Source organism: Hyphomicrobium sp. (assembly GCF_020852195.1).
Lineage (GTDB): Bacteria > Pseudomonadota > Alphaproteobacteria > Rhizobiales > Hyphomicrobiaceae > Hyphomicrobium_C.
The window spans coordinates 36,674-50,026 of sequence record NZ_JADZBI010000001.1; the positions used below are offsets into that span (position 1 = coordinate 36,674).

Annotated in this window: 11 protein-coding genes and 1 pseudogene; 4 read left to right on the forward strand and 8 right to left on the reverse strand. The window is 63.4% G+C overall.

The features are described 5' to 3' along the window. Nucleotides 1-38 precede the first annotated feature (38 nt). Together IT540_RS00190 and fhuB are read left to right on the forward strand one after the other, a co-directional pair. Entirely contained in the window at nucleotides 39-875 is an 837-nt protein-coding gene (locus IT540_RS00190; protein ID WP_291171635.1) for an ABC transporter substrate-binding protein, read from the forward strand. Continuing rightward, nucleotides 868-2,853, forward strand: a pseudogene (gene fhuB / locus IT540_RS00195) (Fe(3+)-hydroxamate ABC transporter permease FhuB). The gene IT540_RS00190 and the pseudogene fhuB overlap by 8 nt, the downstream one beginning before the upstream one ends. 182 nt (nucleotides 2,854-3,035) lie before the next feature. Here fhuB and IT540_RS00200 read toward each other — a convergent pair. From IT540_RS00200 to IT540_RS00215, 4 genes are all read right to left on the reverse strand, one after another. Continuing rightward, nucleotides 3,036-3,899, reverse strand: a complete 864-nt coding sequence (locus tag IT540_RS00200; RefSeq protein ID WP_291171638.1) for an AraC family transcriptional regulator — start codon at nucleotides 3,897-3,899, stop codon at nucleotides 3,036-3,038. Between the two features lie 84 nt (nucleotides 3,900-3,983). Beyond that, nucleotides 3,984-4,388 carry a nuclear transport factor 2 family protein gene (locus tag IT540_RS00205; protein ID WP_291171641.1) on the reverse strand — a complete coding sequence of 135 codons (405 nt, stop codon included), beginning with the start codon at nucleotides 4,386-4,388 and terminating at the stop codon, nucleotides 3,984-3,986. A gap of 13 nt (nucleotides 4,389-4,401) precedes the next feature. After that, nucleotides 4,402-5,676 carry an MFS transporter gene (locus IT540_RS00210; protein ID WP_291171644.1) on the reverse strand — a complete coding sequence of 425 codons (1,275 nt, stop codon included), beginning with the start codon at nucleotides 5,674-5,676 and terminating at the stop codon, nucleotides 4,402-4,404. Nucleotides 5,677-5,680: 4 nt separating this feature from the next. Continuing rightward, entirely contained in the window at nucleotides 5,681-7,762 is a 2,082-nt protein-coding gene (locus tag IT540_RS00215) for a TonB-dependent receptor (protein WP_291171647.1), read from the reverse strand. A 329-nt stretch (nucleotides 7,763-8,091) separates the two neighbouring features. Between IT540_RS00215 and IT540_RS00220 the strand changes: the two genes are divergently transcribed. Continuing rightward, nucleotides 8,092-8,523, forward strand: coding sequence for a GAF domain-containing protein (locus tag IT540_RS00220; protein ID WP_291171650.1), 432 nt, complete (start codon nucleotides 8,092-8,094; stop codon nucleotides 8,521-8,523). A 102-nt stretch (nucleotides 8,524-8,625) separates the two neighbouring features. Continuing rightward, nucleotides 8,626-9,237 (forward strand): VTT domain-containing protein, encoded by a 612-nt coding sequence (locus tag IT540_RS00225; RefSeq protein WP_291171653.1) that lies wholly within the window; start codon nucleotides 8,626-8,628, stop codon nucleotides 9,235-9,237. Nucleotides 9,238-9,278: 41 nt separating this feature from the next. Here IT540_RS00225 and idi read toward each other — a convergent pair whose 3' ends face one another. From idi to IT540_RS00245, 4 genes are all read right to left on the reverse strand, one after another. Next, complete coding sequence (gene idi / locus IT540_RS00230) at nucleotides 9,279-9,821, reverse strand: isopentenyl-diphosphate Delta-isomerase (protein WP_291171656.1); 543 nt, start codon at nucleotides 9,819-9,821, stop codon at nucleotides 9,279-9,281. A gap of 11 nt (nucleotides 9,822-9,832) precedes the next feature. Beyond that, nucleotides 9,833-11,209 (reverse strand): alkaline phosphatase family protein, encoded by a 1,377-nt coding sequence (locus tag IT540_RS00235; protein WP_291171658.1) that lies wholly within the window; start codon nucleotides 11,207-11,209, stop codon nucleotides 9,833-9,835. A gap of 16 nt (nucleotides 11,210-11,225) precedes the next feature. Beyond that, nucleotides 11,226-11,693: a c-type cytochrome gene (locus tag IT540_RS00240; RefSeq protein WP_291171663.1), complete on the reverse strand. Its 468-nt coding sequence runs from the start codon at nucleotides 11,691-11,693 to the stop codon at nucleotides 11,226-11,228. A 117-nt stretch (nucleotides 11,694-11,810) separates the two neighbouring features. After that, on the reverse strand, nucleotides 11,811-13,148 hold the full coding sequence (locus tag IT540_RS00245) for a PQQ-dependent sugar dehydrogenase (RefSeq protein WP_291171666.1): 1,338 nt from the start codon (nucleotides 13,146-13,148) through the stop codon (nucleotides 11,811-11,813). Between the last annotated feature and the right edge of the window lie 205 nt (nucleotides 13,149-13,353).

Consider the following 13,353-nt stretch of genomic DNA (forward strand, 5'->3'; position numbering starts at 1 on the left):
TCTCACGGCGCGCGTTGCTGGCCGGAGCCGCGGGCACGATGGCAGCGGGAACCTTGGTCCATGCCGGCCCCAGGCGCGTCGCCATCATCGACTGGGCCGTCCTGGAAACGGTGCTTGCGCTCGGCCTCACGCCCATGGCGGCAACGGAGCTCATTCAGTTCCGCAAGATCGTCGTGGAGCCCGAGGTGCCGGCCGGCGTCGCCGATCTCGGGTTGCGGGGCGCACCGAACTACGAGCTGCTGCGGATCCTTGGTCCGGACATCATCCTGATCTCGAATTTCTATGAGCCGAAACGACGCCAGTTCGAGCGCATCGCCGCCGTCCATTCGCTGCCCGTTTATCAGCCGAGCGAGCCGCCCTATCGGCTTGCCGTCGACGCGGTCTCAACCCTGGGCGAGCTGCTGGGACGCCACGATGCGGCCCAGCACTACTTGGCCGAGACGGAAGCAGAGCTGGAGCGTCTGCGTCAGGGGCTTTCCAGCAACGCAGTGCGTCGTGCCTTCGTGATCATGATGGGCGACACGCGCCACCTGCAGGCATTCGGTCACGATTCGATGTTTGGAGAGGTGATGCAGCGGCTGGGCATCGCCAACGCCTGGACACACGACACGCGTTACAGCGCCGCCGCGCCGGTCGGCGTTGAAGCGCTCGCCCAGGCACCGGACGCGGCGATCGTCATCGTATCACCATTGCCTCCCGAGTTTCAGCGGACCCAGGCCTCGAACGCCATCTGGCAGGCGCTCCCTGCCGTCCAGAGGGGCCAGGTTGCGGTTATTCCTTCGGTCAATCATTTCGGCGGCCTCCCCTCGGCGCGCCGCTTTGCGCGGCTGTTCGAGGGCGCCATCCGCAACATGGGCCGCGTGCGCCATGAATGACCGACACGGACGCGCCGTCCTCGCCTGGACGGGCCTGGCACTTGCGGCCGCCGGGCTCTTTGGATGGAAGATATGGGTCCAATGGTCCGCTCCCGGCATCGTTGCCGCTGGCGTCGACGATGGCCTCAGATGGATCATGCTGTTCAACAGCACGCTGCCCCGCGCGGCGACAGCAGTGCTGGCGGGCGCGACCCTCGCCCTGTCGGGCCTCATCCTGCAGCGCGTTCTGCGCAACGATCTGGCCGAGCCCTCGACGCTCGGCATCTTTTCCGGCGCCAATCTCGCGATGGCCCTGGCGGCCCTCTACGCACCCTCGCTCCTGCACGGCGGACGGGAAGCCGTGGCCTTTGGCGGCGGCATCACCGTCGTAGCCCTTCTCCTATCCCTGACGTGGCGCCGTGGCTTGGAGCCTGTCTCGGTTGTTCTCGCGGGCATGATGGTGTCGCTCGCCGCGGCTTCCCTCAGTGCAACGCTGGTGCTGGCCAACGGAGAGTACCTTTACACGCTGTTCATATGGGGCGGCGGCTCGCTGGTGCAGAACGGGTGGGGCCCGGCAACGGCGCTCCTGAAGCAATTGACGGTTGCCGTCCTGGCGGTTTTTGCCTTGCTGCGACCGCTTTCGATCCTTGGTCTCGACGATCGCGGCGCAAGAAGTCTCGGCATTGCGCCGGCACTTTGGCGATGCGTTGCCATTGCCCTCGCCGTGGCTTTGGCCACGACCGTCGCCGCCGAAATCGGCGTCATCGGCTTTGTCGGACTGGCCGCACCGGCGCTGGCAGAGCTGAGCGGCGTGCGTCGCTTCTCCAGCAAGCTGATCGCGGCACCGCTCATCGGCGCGATCATTCTTTGGCTCACCGACGGACTGGTGCAACTGACGGCGAGCGCAGAAGGCGAATGGGTGCCGACCGGCGCCGCGACGGCATTTCTCGGAGGCCCGCTGCTGCTGTGGATGCTGTTGAGATTGCGCATCTACGAATGGCGGTCGTTGACGGACCCAGCCGTGGCCTCCCGCCGCACCACCCGCCCGGAGCTGGTTCTATCGTTCATCGCTGCGGGCGCCCTCATAGCCGCGGCCATCTCAATGCTCGTCGGACGTGCCCCCGATGGATGGCACATTGCAACCGGCCCCCTGCTCGCCGACCTCGCCGCCTGGCGCCTTCCACGCCTTGTCATCGCGGCATCGGCCGGCGCCATGCTCGGTGCCGCGGGCGCGATCATGCAACGCATGACCGGGAACCCGCTGGCCAGTCCTGAAATGCTGGGCGTGAGCAGCGGAGCCGGCATCGGGTTGGCAGCCGTGCTCAGTCTGTCGCCGATGGCCGGCCTGGCCGCACAGTTCATCGGCCTCGCCTGCGGAGCGCTTGGCGCCATCGCCATCATCATGACAGTGGCCGCTTTCAGGTTGATTGGTCCCGAGCGCGTGCTGCTTGCAGGCATTGCCATCGGCGCAATGGGGAACGCCGTCGTGACTGCCGTTGTTGCATCGGGGAATCAGCTTTCCTTCGCACTTCTACGCTGGCTCAGCGGCACCACGCACGATGCATCGCCGCATGATGCATGGATGGCCGCCCTCGCCGCCTTGGTGCTGATATAGCCGACCGCCTTCACCATCCGCTGGCTCACGGCATTACCCCTTGGCACCGCAATCTCCGCCGGCCTCGGCATTGAGGTGCACAGGGTCCGCCTGCTGCTCATCGTGCTCGCCGGCCTCCTCTCCGCGGCGGCCGCACTCTTTATTGGACCGCTCAGCTTCGTCGGTCTCATCGCGCCTCACATCGCGCGCATGACCGGCTTGTCCGCCGCCTCCACCCATCTGATGGGATCGGTGCTGATCGGAGGAAGCCTTCTTGTGGTCGCGGACTGGCTTTCCCGCTGGATCGCATTCCCCTACGAGCTTCCCCTGAGCCTGCTCGCTTCGTTGATCGCGGGGCCGTACCTCATCTATCTGCTGAGCAAAGGCGTCTCCCGAAACACCTAACCTCCAACCAGCGTTTGAGCCAAGGCATTACTGTTGCGCCGTATGACGGCCAAATGCATTCACTCGCTCGACGGCATTACGCCGTACGCTGTCGTAGAAGAGCGCGTAGTCCAGGTTGTGATAGCTTCCGAACTTCGTCATGGCGTCGGTGAAGCCTTCGCTCTTCGACTTCGGAATGGAGCCTAGCGGTGGTGGCGCCGGAGGACTTTGCTGGGAGGCTCACCGAATCTCCGACGGAAGATCGTGGAGAAGTAGGCAGGCGATAGGCCCACACTGTAGGCGGCTTGCGACACCGAAAGTCGTCCTTCGATGATCGCCAACCGGGCGTGCTCGAGCCGCTGATTTTGGATGAAATCGGTGACGGACATGCCGAACATCGCGCGGAACCCGGAGGTCAACGCTGTCGTGCAGATGCCCACGCGGGACGACAGAACATCGAGACTTGGCGGAGTCCTGTACTCGGCCAAGAGAATGTCGCGTGCCGCGATGAGCCGCTCGGTCCTGCTTGCAATCGACATCGACGAAGTGGATTCGCCTTGATCCAAGGAATTGAGCGTCATCGACAGAAGCTCAAGCGCCTTACCCTGGAGGTACAGCTCACGAACGGAGCCGGTATAGCGGCAATCCATGATTTGCTGGGCGACCGTCAAAAGGGAGGAATTGGGCTTCCACGATCGCAGGCTCAGGATCGCGTCGGGCGCAGCCGGCGATCCCACGACATTTGCAGCCCAACCGAAGCTGTCCAGCGCCTCCGGCGGAATGTGCAAGAAGACGATCCGAGGCTCGGACGCCTTTCGGAAGACATGCAGCATCTCGATGGGCTCGCGGCAGGAGAGCAAGAAGCCGTCCGCGGCGGCAAAATGCTCCCGGCGCCGGTTGTCGAAGTCAACATCGACGCTCGCATTCATCAGGATGCCGAGCGAAAGGCCTTCGCTGCTTACCGAACGCGTCCGGTCGGCCTGGCGAACTTGGCTGCGGCCGGATGTGAGCGTCATATCTGCTACGCGGACCGTCTCGTACTGGCCGGCCGCACGGTTCTCGTCCACGGCACATGATCTCGAGCAAGGACAGATGCCGAACAGCATTATTTATCTTTACTACTGTAGTCAACTATTATCGGAGCACGCTCCTCACTTGGCCGCGACGAGTTGCGACGGGCTCGGAAACGGCGGGTTGCAGAAGCCGGCCGGATCATAGAAGAACCGCTCGTGGATGATGCGGTCGCCTCTCCAACGCTGCAGCGCGATCTCCTCGATACGAAAGCGCGCGCCCCCCACCATAGTCCACTCAGCATGCCACTCGATGGCCGCGTTGTCTCCGTCATGGAGCACGATCGCCGCCTTAACCTCGTGGATCTCGGCCGTCATCGCGTGGGCGGCGCGTTGACGCTCGAGGCTCGCCGCCAATCCGACGCGGGACGGCTGGCAGTTTTCCTGCATGATGACATCGGGGTGGTAGAACTCGTTGAGCGCCTCGATCAGGCGATTGTCCAACGTATATTCAATCAAGCTATCGATGCGGCTTCGATCGACCATGTGACCTCCCTATTCAACAAGCTGCATCTGCGGTGCCGGCTTGCGTGACCTTGCCCGCGCCGTGATCCAGCCGAAAAAGAAGAATGGCGATGAGCGCGATGAGGACGAGGCCCAGGATCGGCGCAATCGCAAACAGCGCGGCAAAGCCCATTGTCCCTGCGATCTGTCCGGCCAGCACGGATGCGGCAATGTTGGTCCAGCTCTCCGTGCATTGCAGCACCGTGAAATCCGTGCCGGATTGATCCGGAGAGGCCCATGCCATGAATATCGTGAAGAACGCGACGTAAGCCGCGCCGCTCGCCAAACCGATGGCGAGGGTGATGGCGATCGCGGTCCGGAGATCCACCGCCTTGGAAACGGCGGGGATCAGCCATAGGCCGAGCAACAGTACGGATACCGCGCCGCCCCATATCGCAGTCCTTGTCGCGCCGAACCGATGCACGAGGAACGAGCCGAGCCCCGCCCCGGCGATCGAGATCGTGGCGGCGCTCGTTCCCCCGACGATACCCGCCTCGGTGAGCGACAGGCCCGCGTCCACCAGAAACGGGCCCTTCATGCTCGAAACCATCGTAGTGCAGAAATAGAACGTCCCGGCAATGAAGAGCATTGCGCGTGCCCCGGGCCTACGCAGCATGTTGGCCAGGCTGGGAAGTGATCGGAGCGTCGAATCCTGCCGTGAGGCGGCGCTTCCACGGGCCTCGGTCGTCGTCAGTACGGGAACGAGAGTGAGGATCATGGCAACGGCCAGCACGAGGAATGAGGTTTGCCACCCGCCGTGCTCGTAGGCGATCACGGTCAGCGCTCCGCCAATGATCATGCCGAGAGAGAACCCGCCGATCTGCAGGCCGTTCGCCCAACCGAGTTCGGTGGCCCGCAGCATCTCCACGGCCAATCCGTCTGTGGCGATGTCCTGCGTGGCGCTGACGAAATTCGCGGCCAGCAGCAGGCCCAACACCGTCCAGAGCGACTGTTGTGACGTAGGCAGGACAGCGAGCAGCAGATAGATCGCGACAAGGGCAAGCTGGGCGGGCGCGATCCAACTCCGGCGCGCACCAAGCCATCCGCCTCCGCGCCGGTCGACGAGCGGCGCCCAGAGGAACTTGACAGCCCAAGGCACGAGGATGACGCCCAGGAAGCCGATCTCCTGGGGAGACCATCCAAGCGTCCTCAAGATGGCGGGCAAGGCGATGAAGCCGAGCCCCATGGGAATGCCCTGCGAGACGTACAACGTGCCGATCAGCAACAACGTCCGCCAGGCGGGAACTGGCCTATCATCGGCTGCAGTCATGCGCTCAGTACCGCCAAGTGGCCGTCACGCCCACCAACCGGCTTTCTCCAGCGACGGAGATGTCGGAGGCGAGCAGGCTTCCTTCGAAGTCCCGATATCCGTAGACGCGGTAGTCCTGATCGAAGAGGTTCCTCGCGAACACGACTGCCGAGAAGGTGTCGGTTTCGATGCCGGCCCGCAGATTGACGAGGCCATAGCCCTCCTGCTCGAGACGGTTCTCAGCATCGAAGTACTGGTCGCCGGTGTAGAGATATTCGCCGCGCACCAGGCCCACGAACGGCGAGTTGGCGATCGGCCAGCGATACTGTGCTGCCAGCCCCGCCGTCAGCTCCGGCGTGTTCACAAGCGTGTTGCCTGCCAGGTCGACGCCGAAGCGGTCGACGTACTTTTCGTACTCGCCGTGCGTAAAGCCGAGAAAGCCGGACAGCTCCAAGCCCTGCATGGGGCGCCAGCTCGCCTCCAGCTCGAAGCCCTCGCTGTAGGAGCGGCCGGCGTTGTCGATCAGGACGCTGCCCGGGGCGACTTGCGTTCTGATCTGTTGGTCGGTCCAATCGATGTAGAAGATGGCGGCGTTGAAGGTCAGCGTGCGCGCGAACCATTCGGTTTTCAGGCCCGCTTCGTAGCTCCAGAGAGACTCCGGATCGTATTCCTCCCCGAGTGCCGAGCTCGACAGCCGGTTGAAGCCGCCGGAACGGGCGCCGCGCGTCGCCGAGACGTAGATCTGCCGGTCACTGTCCAGGTGATAGGCGGCCGCGAACTTCGGCGTGACGAGGGTGTAGGTTTCTTCCCCTGCGAAGCCCACACCGGTTTCGATCTTATGCCGCTCCTGCGTGACGCGCACACCGGCGGTGAGATCGAGGTTGCGTGCGACGGTGAGCGTGCCCTCGCCATAGGCGGCAAGCTCCCGACGCTCGTAGTCGGATGTCGTAAGGGATGCCCCACCGAACGCCGGCACGTCGAAGAGATAGGCGTAGTCGAATGTCGTATTCTGATAGAACGCTCCGGCGACCCAGTTGAACACGGGGTCGAACCTGCCGGTCAGCCGCAGCTCCTGACTGAACTGCTCGCCGTCCTCGTCCGAAGTTGCGCGTCCGCCGCCGAAACTCGCCAGCATCTGGTTGTAGGACAGGTCCTGCGCGGATTGGACGTCGTAAGCGCGATAGCCGCTGATCGAGCGCAACTTCACGGCCCCGAAATCATAGGAGACGTTGGCGGCAAGCGCCTGGCTGTCCCGCACCTCTTCGTTCGGCGGCGTGATGTCGACGACGCGCCGCTTGTAGACATCGAACGGCTGATAGGCGTAGGCGCCCTGATCGGTGTGTTCGAGCGAGCCGCTGATGGTCGCCGTCAGCCGTTCGTTCGGGCGGAACTGGATGCTGCCGGAGCCCGTTGCCGCTTCAAGGTCGTCGATCGACTTGCCGCTGGATGCATAGTCGGTGAAGCCGTCGCGCTCGACGTAGTCGAAGAACATGCGCCCGGTCAGCGCCTTGCCGGCTATCGGCCCGCTCAGGAACGCCGACGTTTCACGCTGGCCATTGTTGCCGATGGTGCCCTGCACCTCGGCTGCAAAGATGTCCGTCGGGGCACGGCTCGTGATGTTGACGACGCCGGCCGGCGTGTTGGGACCAAACAGCGTGCCTTGGGGGCCGCGCAGCACCTCCACGCTTTCCAGGTCACCCAGTCGGCGGCTGAACTCCGCCGTCGTTGCGGGGACGCCGTCGATATAGACGCCGAGGGAATTGTTGAAGTAGTCGTCCCGGACCGTGCTGCCGATGCCGCGAATGGCGTTGACCGTGAACCGCGGCGAGCCCTGATCGGAGATAATGGCATTCGGAATGCGGCGGCCGGCATCCTGCACGGATCCAATACCGGCATCCGTGATTTCCTCCCGCGTCAGAACGCTGATCGAGGCAGGCGCGCGCTGCGCATCGGCCCGAATAGCATCGCTGGCCGATCCTGCTTCTTCGGTCGCGGGTATGGTCTCCACTTGCGGCTCGGGGGACGTCTGGCTCGACGCAGAACTCTGAGCAGGTGCCTTTTTCTTCTTGGCAGGTGATTGCTTCGTCGTGACTTCGATCTTCGGCAAGCTGACCGGGTCAGCTCCTTCTTGAGCATACGCACCGATCGATGCTGCCGACATCGTCAGCGTCGTGCACGCAAGCGCACCAATCCTCCTGCCCCAAGCGAACATGCCCCCCCCATTCGCAAACATAATTGTGAGGGTAAAGTATTCCGGTGCCGCCATGGCGACCACACGCCTGACATTCGCGATCCGCCGTTTTTCTTTTTGAATCCGACGGATTGGGGATGTGGCTTAAGCGATTGAATTGTTCGCCGGTGCCGTTCTTCAGAAGACTGCACTGATACTATGTTTTAGAATAACATTGCGCTTGCCGAACGATGGAGGTTCACGGGATGGAAGCCGATAGGACGGCCAGCGCAGAACTGCTGCGTATCGTCGGGTTGATGGGCGCGGATAGCGGCACAATCCATTTTCTCGAATCCGACGGCCTCCTGCATCTTGCGGCGGCGAGTCCAGGCATGCCGGAGCACGTGCTTACGATCATACGGGAAATTCCGGTCGGTAAGGGCATGGCAGGCCTTGCCGTCGAGCGGCGCGCCCCGGTCGATGCCTGCAACATCCAAACCGACACGAGCGGCGATGTGCGGCCGGGCGCGCGCGCAACCGGTCTCGCCGGGTCGATTGTGGTCCCTATTTTCGAAGGCGCCGACGTCGTTGGAGCACTTGGCATCGCCAACAGGGCGGAGCGCGTGTTTACCGAAGCCGAGATAACCCGTCTGATCGCTGCGGGTCGCGATCTCGCTCAGCTCAGGACGAAGCTTTAAGCCGTGCGGTCGGAAGGTCCGACACCCTCTGGCGGTCGTGCATTTCCCGCAACGGGGGACGAGGCAGGCGCGCCGGTTCGGCGACGCATCGTCAAGTATGCGATGTTCGCCGGCGCTCTGGTCGCGGCGGTCGTCGTACCCTTTCTTCTATTCGGCGAATCTTTCGGCCGCTTTTCGCAGCATGTGATGACGCTCGAGACCTCGCGTATCGTGGTCATCACTGCGGGCATCCTGCTCCTGGCCGCCGACGTCGTGCTTCCCGTCCCGTCCAGCATCGTCATTTCCCTGATGGGCGGGCTGATCGGGGCGTTGGGAGCGACCGTTGCTGGCACCATTGGACTGAGCCTCGGTTGTGCCCTGGGCTTCCTACTCGGCCGGGTGTTCGGCCACGATTTCGCAGAACGCCGGATGGGGCGCGAGGATTTCGCCTACCTGGCGGGGCTGCTGAATCGTTACGGTGCCGCGATGCTGGCCATCTGTCGTCCCGTCCCCGTGCTTGCCGAAGCGTCCGTGATCGCGGCTGGCGTAGTGGGTCTGCCGGCTTTCAAAACGCTTGTCGTCACAAGTCTTGCCAACCTTGGCATATCAGCAGCCTACGCTGCCATCGGAGCCTCTATGCAAGGAACTGCGGGATTCATTACGGCCTTTGTCGCTGCGCTGGCCGTTCCTGGACTCTCGCTGCTTGCCGCTCGCGTAGTGCGCGGGGCAGCTTAGGCATATCGCCGAGCCCACACCAAGATCATGGAAGACTTTTTCTAAGTGTGAATGATGGGTGGCGCCAGCGCCATGGGCCACTGCTCGGCCACATACTGGCGAAACCAGACGCTGTAGCACTTCGGCGCGGCGGCGATGGCGTCGCGGATGTCGTCCAAATCGCACCATTGATAGCTTTCGGCCTCGGCGAGATCGGGGGTAACCGGCCCGTCATAAAGCCCGCGAAAGACATGCACGATCTCGTGCTCCGCAAGCCCGTTGTCGAACCGAGCCTGATAGCGGACAACGCCAAGCCACTCGATCGCGCAGGAGAAGCCCATCTCCTCTCCGAGACGGCGTAAGGCTGCTTTCTCGACCGGCTCACCCGGGCGCGGATGCCCGCAGCACGTGTTGGTCCACAAGCCACCCGAATGATACTTGGACGCGGCCCGCTTCTGCAGAAGCTGGCGGCCACGGGAATCCCAAACGATGACCGAGAAGGCCCGGTGCAGCAGTCCGCGGCGATGCGCATCGAGTTTTTCGGCCGTGCCAATGGCGCGGTCGTCGGCGTCGACAAGAACCACAGTTTCGTCGGAGGTCTGCAAGACGCTGCTCCCTACAGGTCGAAGATATGCGAGAGCATCAGATCCTTGATCTGCCGCGCGTCGATCGTGCCCTCCGGAACGAGGCGCGCCTCCGATGACAGCAACACCGGTCCATGCTGTTCCGGATTGTCGGCCCGGCCGTGCGAGCCCTTCACAAGGGACGCATCGAGCGGAATGACGTCCATGAGCGTTCTGAAGCCGAGCGCCTTCTTAGCGAGCCGCCACCCTATGGAGGCTTTGGGCCAGCGGATCGCAGGATCGATGAACAGCTCAGCCGGGTCATAGCCCGGCTTCTTGTGGATGTCGACCGTGCGGGCGAAGTCGGGCGCGCGGCGATCGTCCAGCCAATAATAGTAGGTGAACCACGCGTCGGGTTCCGACACGGCGACAAGCTCGCCAGAGCGCTCGTGGTCGATCTCCCAGCTCTTCTGCGATGCGCGATCGAGGACGTGCGCCACCCCCTCAACGCGCTCGATCGCCGCGTGCGCCGCAGGAATGTCGGCTTCGTCGCGCACGTAGACGTGGGCGATTTGGTGGTCGGCCAGCGCAAACGCAAGCGAGCGGGGAATGTCGAGGATCTCGCCGCCGTCTTCATCACGCACGGCGAGGAGCCCGGCTTCCCGCAAGGCGCGATTGATATGCACCGGGCGTCTCGCGGCAACGATGCCGTACTCCGAAAGCACGATGACGCGCCGGCCAAGCGCGCGCGCCTCATCGATCAGGTCGCCCGCCACGGCGTCGACCTCCCCAAGATCCTTTGCGATGTCGGGATGATCGGGACCCAGCCGCTGCAGCCCGTAGTCGAGGTGCGGCAGGTAAACGAGCGTGAGTGTCGGATCGCGCGTCGCTAGTACGTGCTTTGCAGCTTCCGCGATCCAGCGGCTCGACTCGATCGACGTGGCCGGCCCCCAGAACCGGAACAGCGGAAACGCGCCGAGCTTGCGTGTGAGCTCCCCGCGCAACTCCGGTGGATCGGAATAGCAATCCGGCAGCTTGCGCCCGTCGGCTTTGTAGATCGGCCGCGGCGTGACCGATATGTCGGTCGAGGATGCCATGGCGTACCACCAGAAAAGGTTAGCTGAGGTGAAGCGCGCATCGCGGGCCTTGGCCGCATCCCAGACGCGCTCTCCGGAAACAAGCCTGTTGGACTGCCGCCAGAGCCAGACCTCCATCAGGTCACGGAACAGCCACCCGTTGCCCACGATGCCGTGATCGCGCGGCGGCAATCCGGTGACGAACGTCGACTGCACCGAGCAGGTAACAGCCGGCATGATGGTCTTCAGAGGTCGCTGACACCCCTTTTGCGCGAAGCGCGACAGGTTGGGAGTGTGGCGTCCGATAAGGGCCGGCGTCAGCCCGACGATATTGATGACGACGGTAGGATGCATCGTCTCTCGAACGGGCCTACTTCTTGAGCGAATGTATGTAGGCGATGATCTTGAGCATCTGGTCCTGCGTCACGCCGCGCTCGGAGACCGAGCGCATGGCGCCCGAGGCGCCCGAATGGATGATCTCGAACACGCCGACATCGGTGTTGGCGCGCGTGTTCACGAAGACCTCATCGACGAGGCTCGGCCCCATACCGCCGGTGCCGTCGGCACCGTGGCAGGCCTGGCAGTTGTCATCGAACAGCGTCTGCCCCGCAGTGATGGCCTCCGCGTTGCCGTTGTACGGGTTGACGCCGTCCTTGCGGAACGCTGTCACGGCATCGGTGATTTCCTCGCCCTTGATCGGCGCAAGGTCAAGCGGAGAGTCGTCGAGGGCGTGGCGGAACTCGATGTCTGCCAAGGCCGGCGCAGCGGAGGCCGACACCAGAATGAGGGCCGCGAAGCCGGCGGCTTTGACGGACGGGGTCCGGAAATTCGAGATCATGAAGCGTAGACCTATCTGAGTACGGATCGTGCGTTCCTGGCAGACGGAAGGCCCCTGCGCTTTTGCGCAAGGGCCTTCCGCGGGTCATGCAGCGTGGTGCATGAGAGACGTTGCTCGCTACTTCTTGGTCTTGGCCACCTCGGCCCCTTCGGGGACCTTGTCGGCAGCGACGATCCTCCAAAGCGCGCCCGGCGGGTTGGCGGCGGCGCCCTTGTCGTCGAGGTAGAAGCAGTTACAGTTGACGGCAAGCACCGAGCCGTCCTCATCGTTGTTGCCCGCCGTAAACTGCAGGGCCGTCTGGGCGAGCTCCTGGAGCTGCCACTTGCTGCCGTCCCAGCCGGTCGCGAACACGCGACCCGAGCACCAATCGCCCGTCAGATACACGCCGTCCATGCCTGCATAGTTGGCAACGCCGAGTCCCATCACGGAACAGCCCCACCCGTCCTTCAGTTTCTCGGCACCCGGATAGGGCTCCTGGTGCGGATACTGAGCGGCGGGAAGCACGCCAACGATTGGGCATTTGTCATCCGGCCCCGTCATCGGGTGGCAGTTGGTGCCCATGTTGTGCTTCCAGCCGTAGTTCTCGCCACCCTTGCTGGAGGCAGGCTGCCAGTTGATCTCCTCGAGATGGTTCTGGCCGACATCGGCGATGAACAGGTCGCCGGTCTTGGCGTTGAAGTGGAACGCATAGGGATTGCGCAGTCCGTAGGCCCAGGACTCGCCGCGGGCGCCCATGTGGATCTTCGAGAAGCCTTCCTCGGTAATGCCGAAGAGCGTCATCATGCGATCCTGATAGGCACCGGCCCACGGGTTGTCCTTGGGAATCGTGTAGGCAACGTCATCGGGTGTATCGACGTTGATGCGGAGCATCTTGCCCCACAGCACGTCCTTGCGCTGGCCGGCGTCGAGCGGATCGCCCTCCCAGCCGGCGTCGCCCTTGCCGATGTACAGGTTGCCGTCGGGTCCGAACTGGATGCCGCCGCCGTAGTGATTGTAGTAGGGCTGCGGGATGTTCATGATGACCTTGACGGTCTTATTAGCGTGCTCGACCGAGACCACGTCCGGGCTAGCCGGATCGACGGTGTAGCGCGCGATGATATGGGCGCCGTTGAACGGCAGCGACGCGTAGCTGACGAAGAAGTGGCCGTTCTCTTTGAACTTGGGATGAAAGGCGATAGCCCACAGCCCTTGCTCGACGAATCCCGTCTGGACCTCGCTGCCGAGCGGGCTGTTCTTGGTCAAGTCAAGGAACGGCTTGTCGTTGACCTTGCCGTCCTTGTTCACGACCCGGACGGTGCCCTGGCGCTCGACAACGAAGATGCGCCCGGTGCCGTCATGAGCCGATGCGACGCCTACCGGATCGAGAAAGCCTTCGGCAACCTTGACCAAGGCGATCTTCGGATCGCCCGGCAACTTGCCGCCCGGCCGCGCAACCTGGTCGGCTGATTTGGGCACTTCCTGCGCAACGGCCGGTATAACCCCGGCTGCGAGGAGCCCAACCGCCAATACCGAAGCGGATGTGATGAACCGCATTCGCATTTGGACGTTCTCCCATTTCCAAATTTTGTTTCTAGGCGTATTTATCCGCACGATGTCTGATCATTTTGCATCGCGCAAAAATACGAGCGCAGCGCCGAAACTCCGCTTGTATTGGTGATCA

What these genes read in the sequence shown, in the direction of transcription:
- IT540_RS00190 (WP_291171635.1), top strand. Translation starts at nt 39, where the DNA reads ATGGCAGCGGGAACCTTGGTCCATGCCGGCCCCAGGCGCGTCGCCATC.
- IT540_RS00205 (WP_291171641.1), bottom strand. Translation starts at nt 4,388, where the DNA reads ATGGTCGATCGAAGCCGCATCGATAGCTTGATTGAATATACGTTGGAC.
- IT540_RS00210 (WP_291171644.1), bottom strand. Translation starts at nt 5,676, where the DNA reads ATGACTGCAGCCGATGATAGGCCAGTTCCCGCCTGGCGGACGTTGTTG.
- IT540_RS00220 (WP_291171650.1), top strand. Translation starts at nt 8,092, where the DNA reads ATGGAAGCCGATAGGACGGCCAGCGCAGAACTGCTGCGTATCGTCGGG.
- IT540_RS00225 (WP_291171653.1), top strand. Translation starts at nt 8,626, where the DNA reads ATGTTCGCCGGCGCTCTGGTCGCGGCGGTCGTCGTACCCTTTCTTCTA.
- IT540_RS00235 (WP_291171658.1), bottom strand. Translation starts at nt 11,209, where the DNA reads ATGCATCCTACCGTCGTCATCAATATCGTCGGGCTGACGCCGGCCCTT.
- IT540_RS00240 (WP_291171663.1), bottom strand. Translation starts at nt 11,693, where the DNA reads ATGATCTCGAATTTCCGGACCCCGTCCGTCAAAGCCGCCGGCTTCGCG.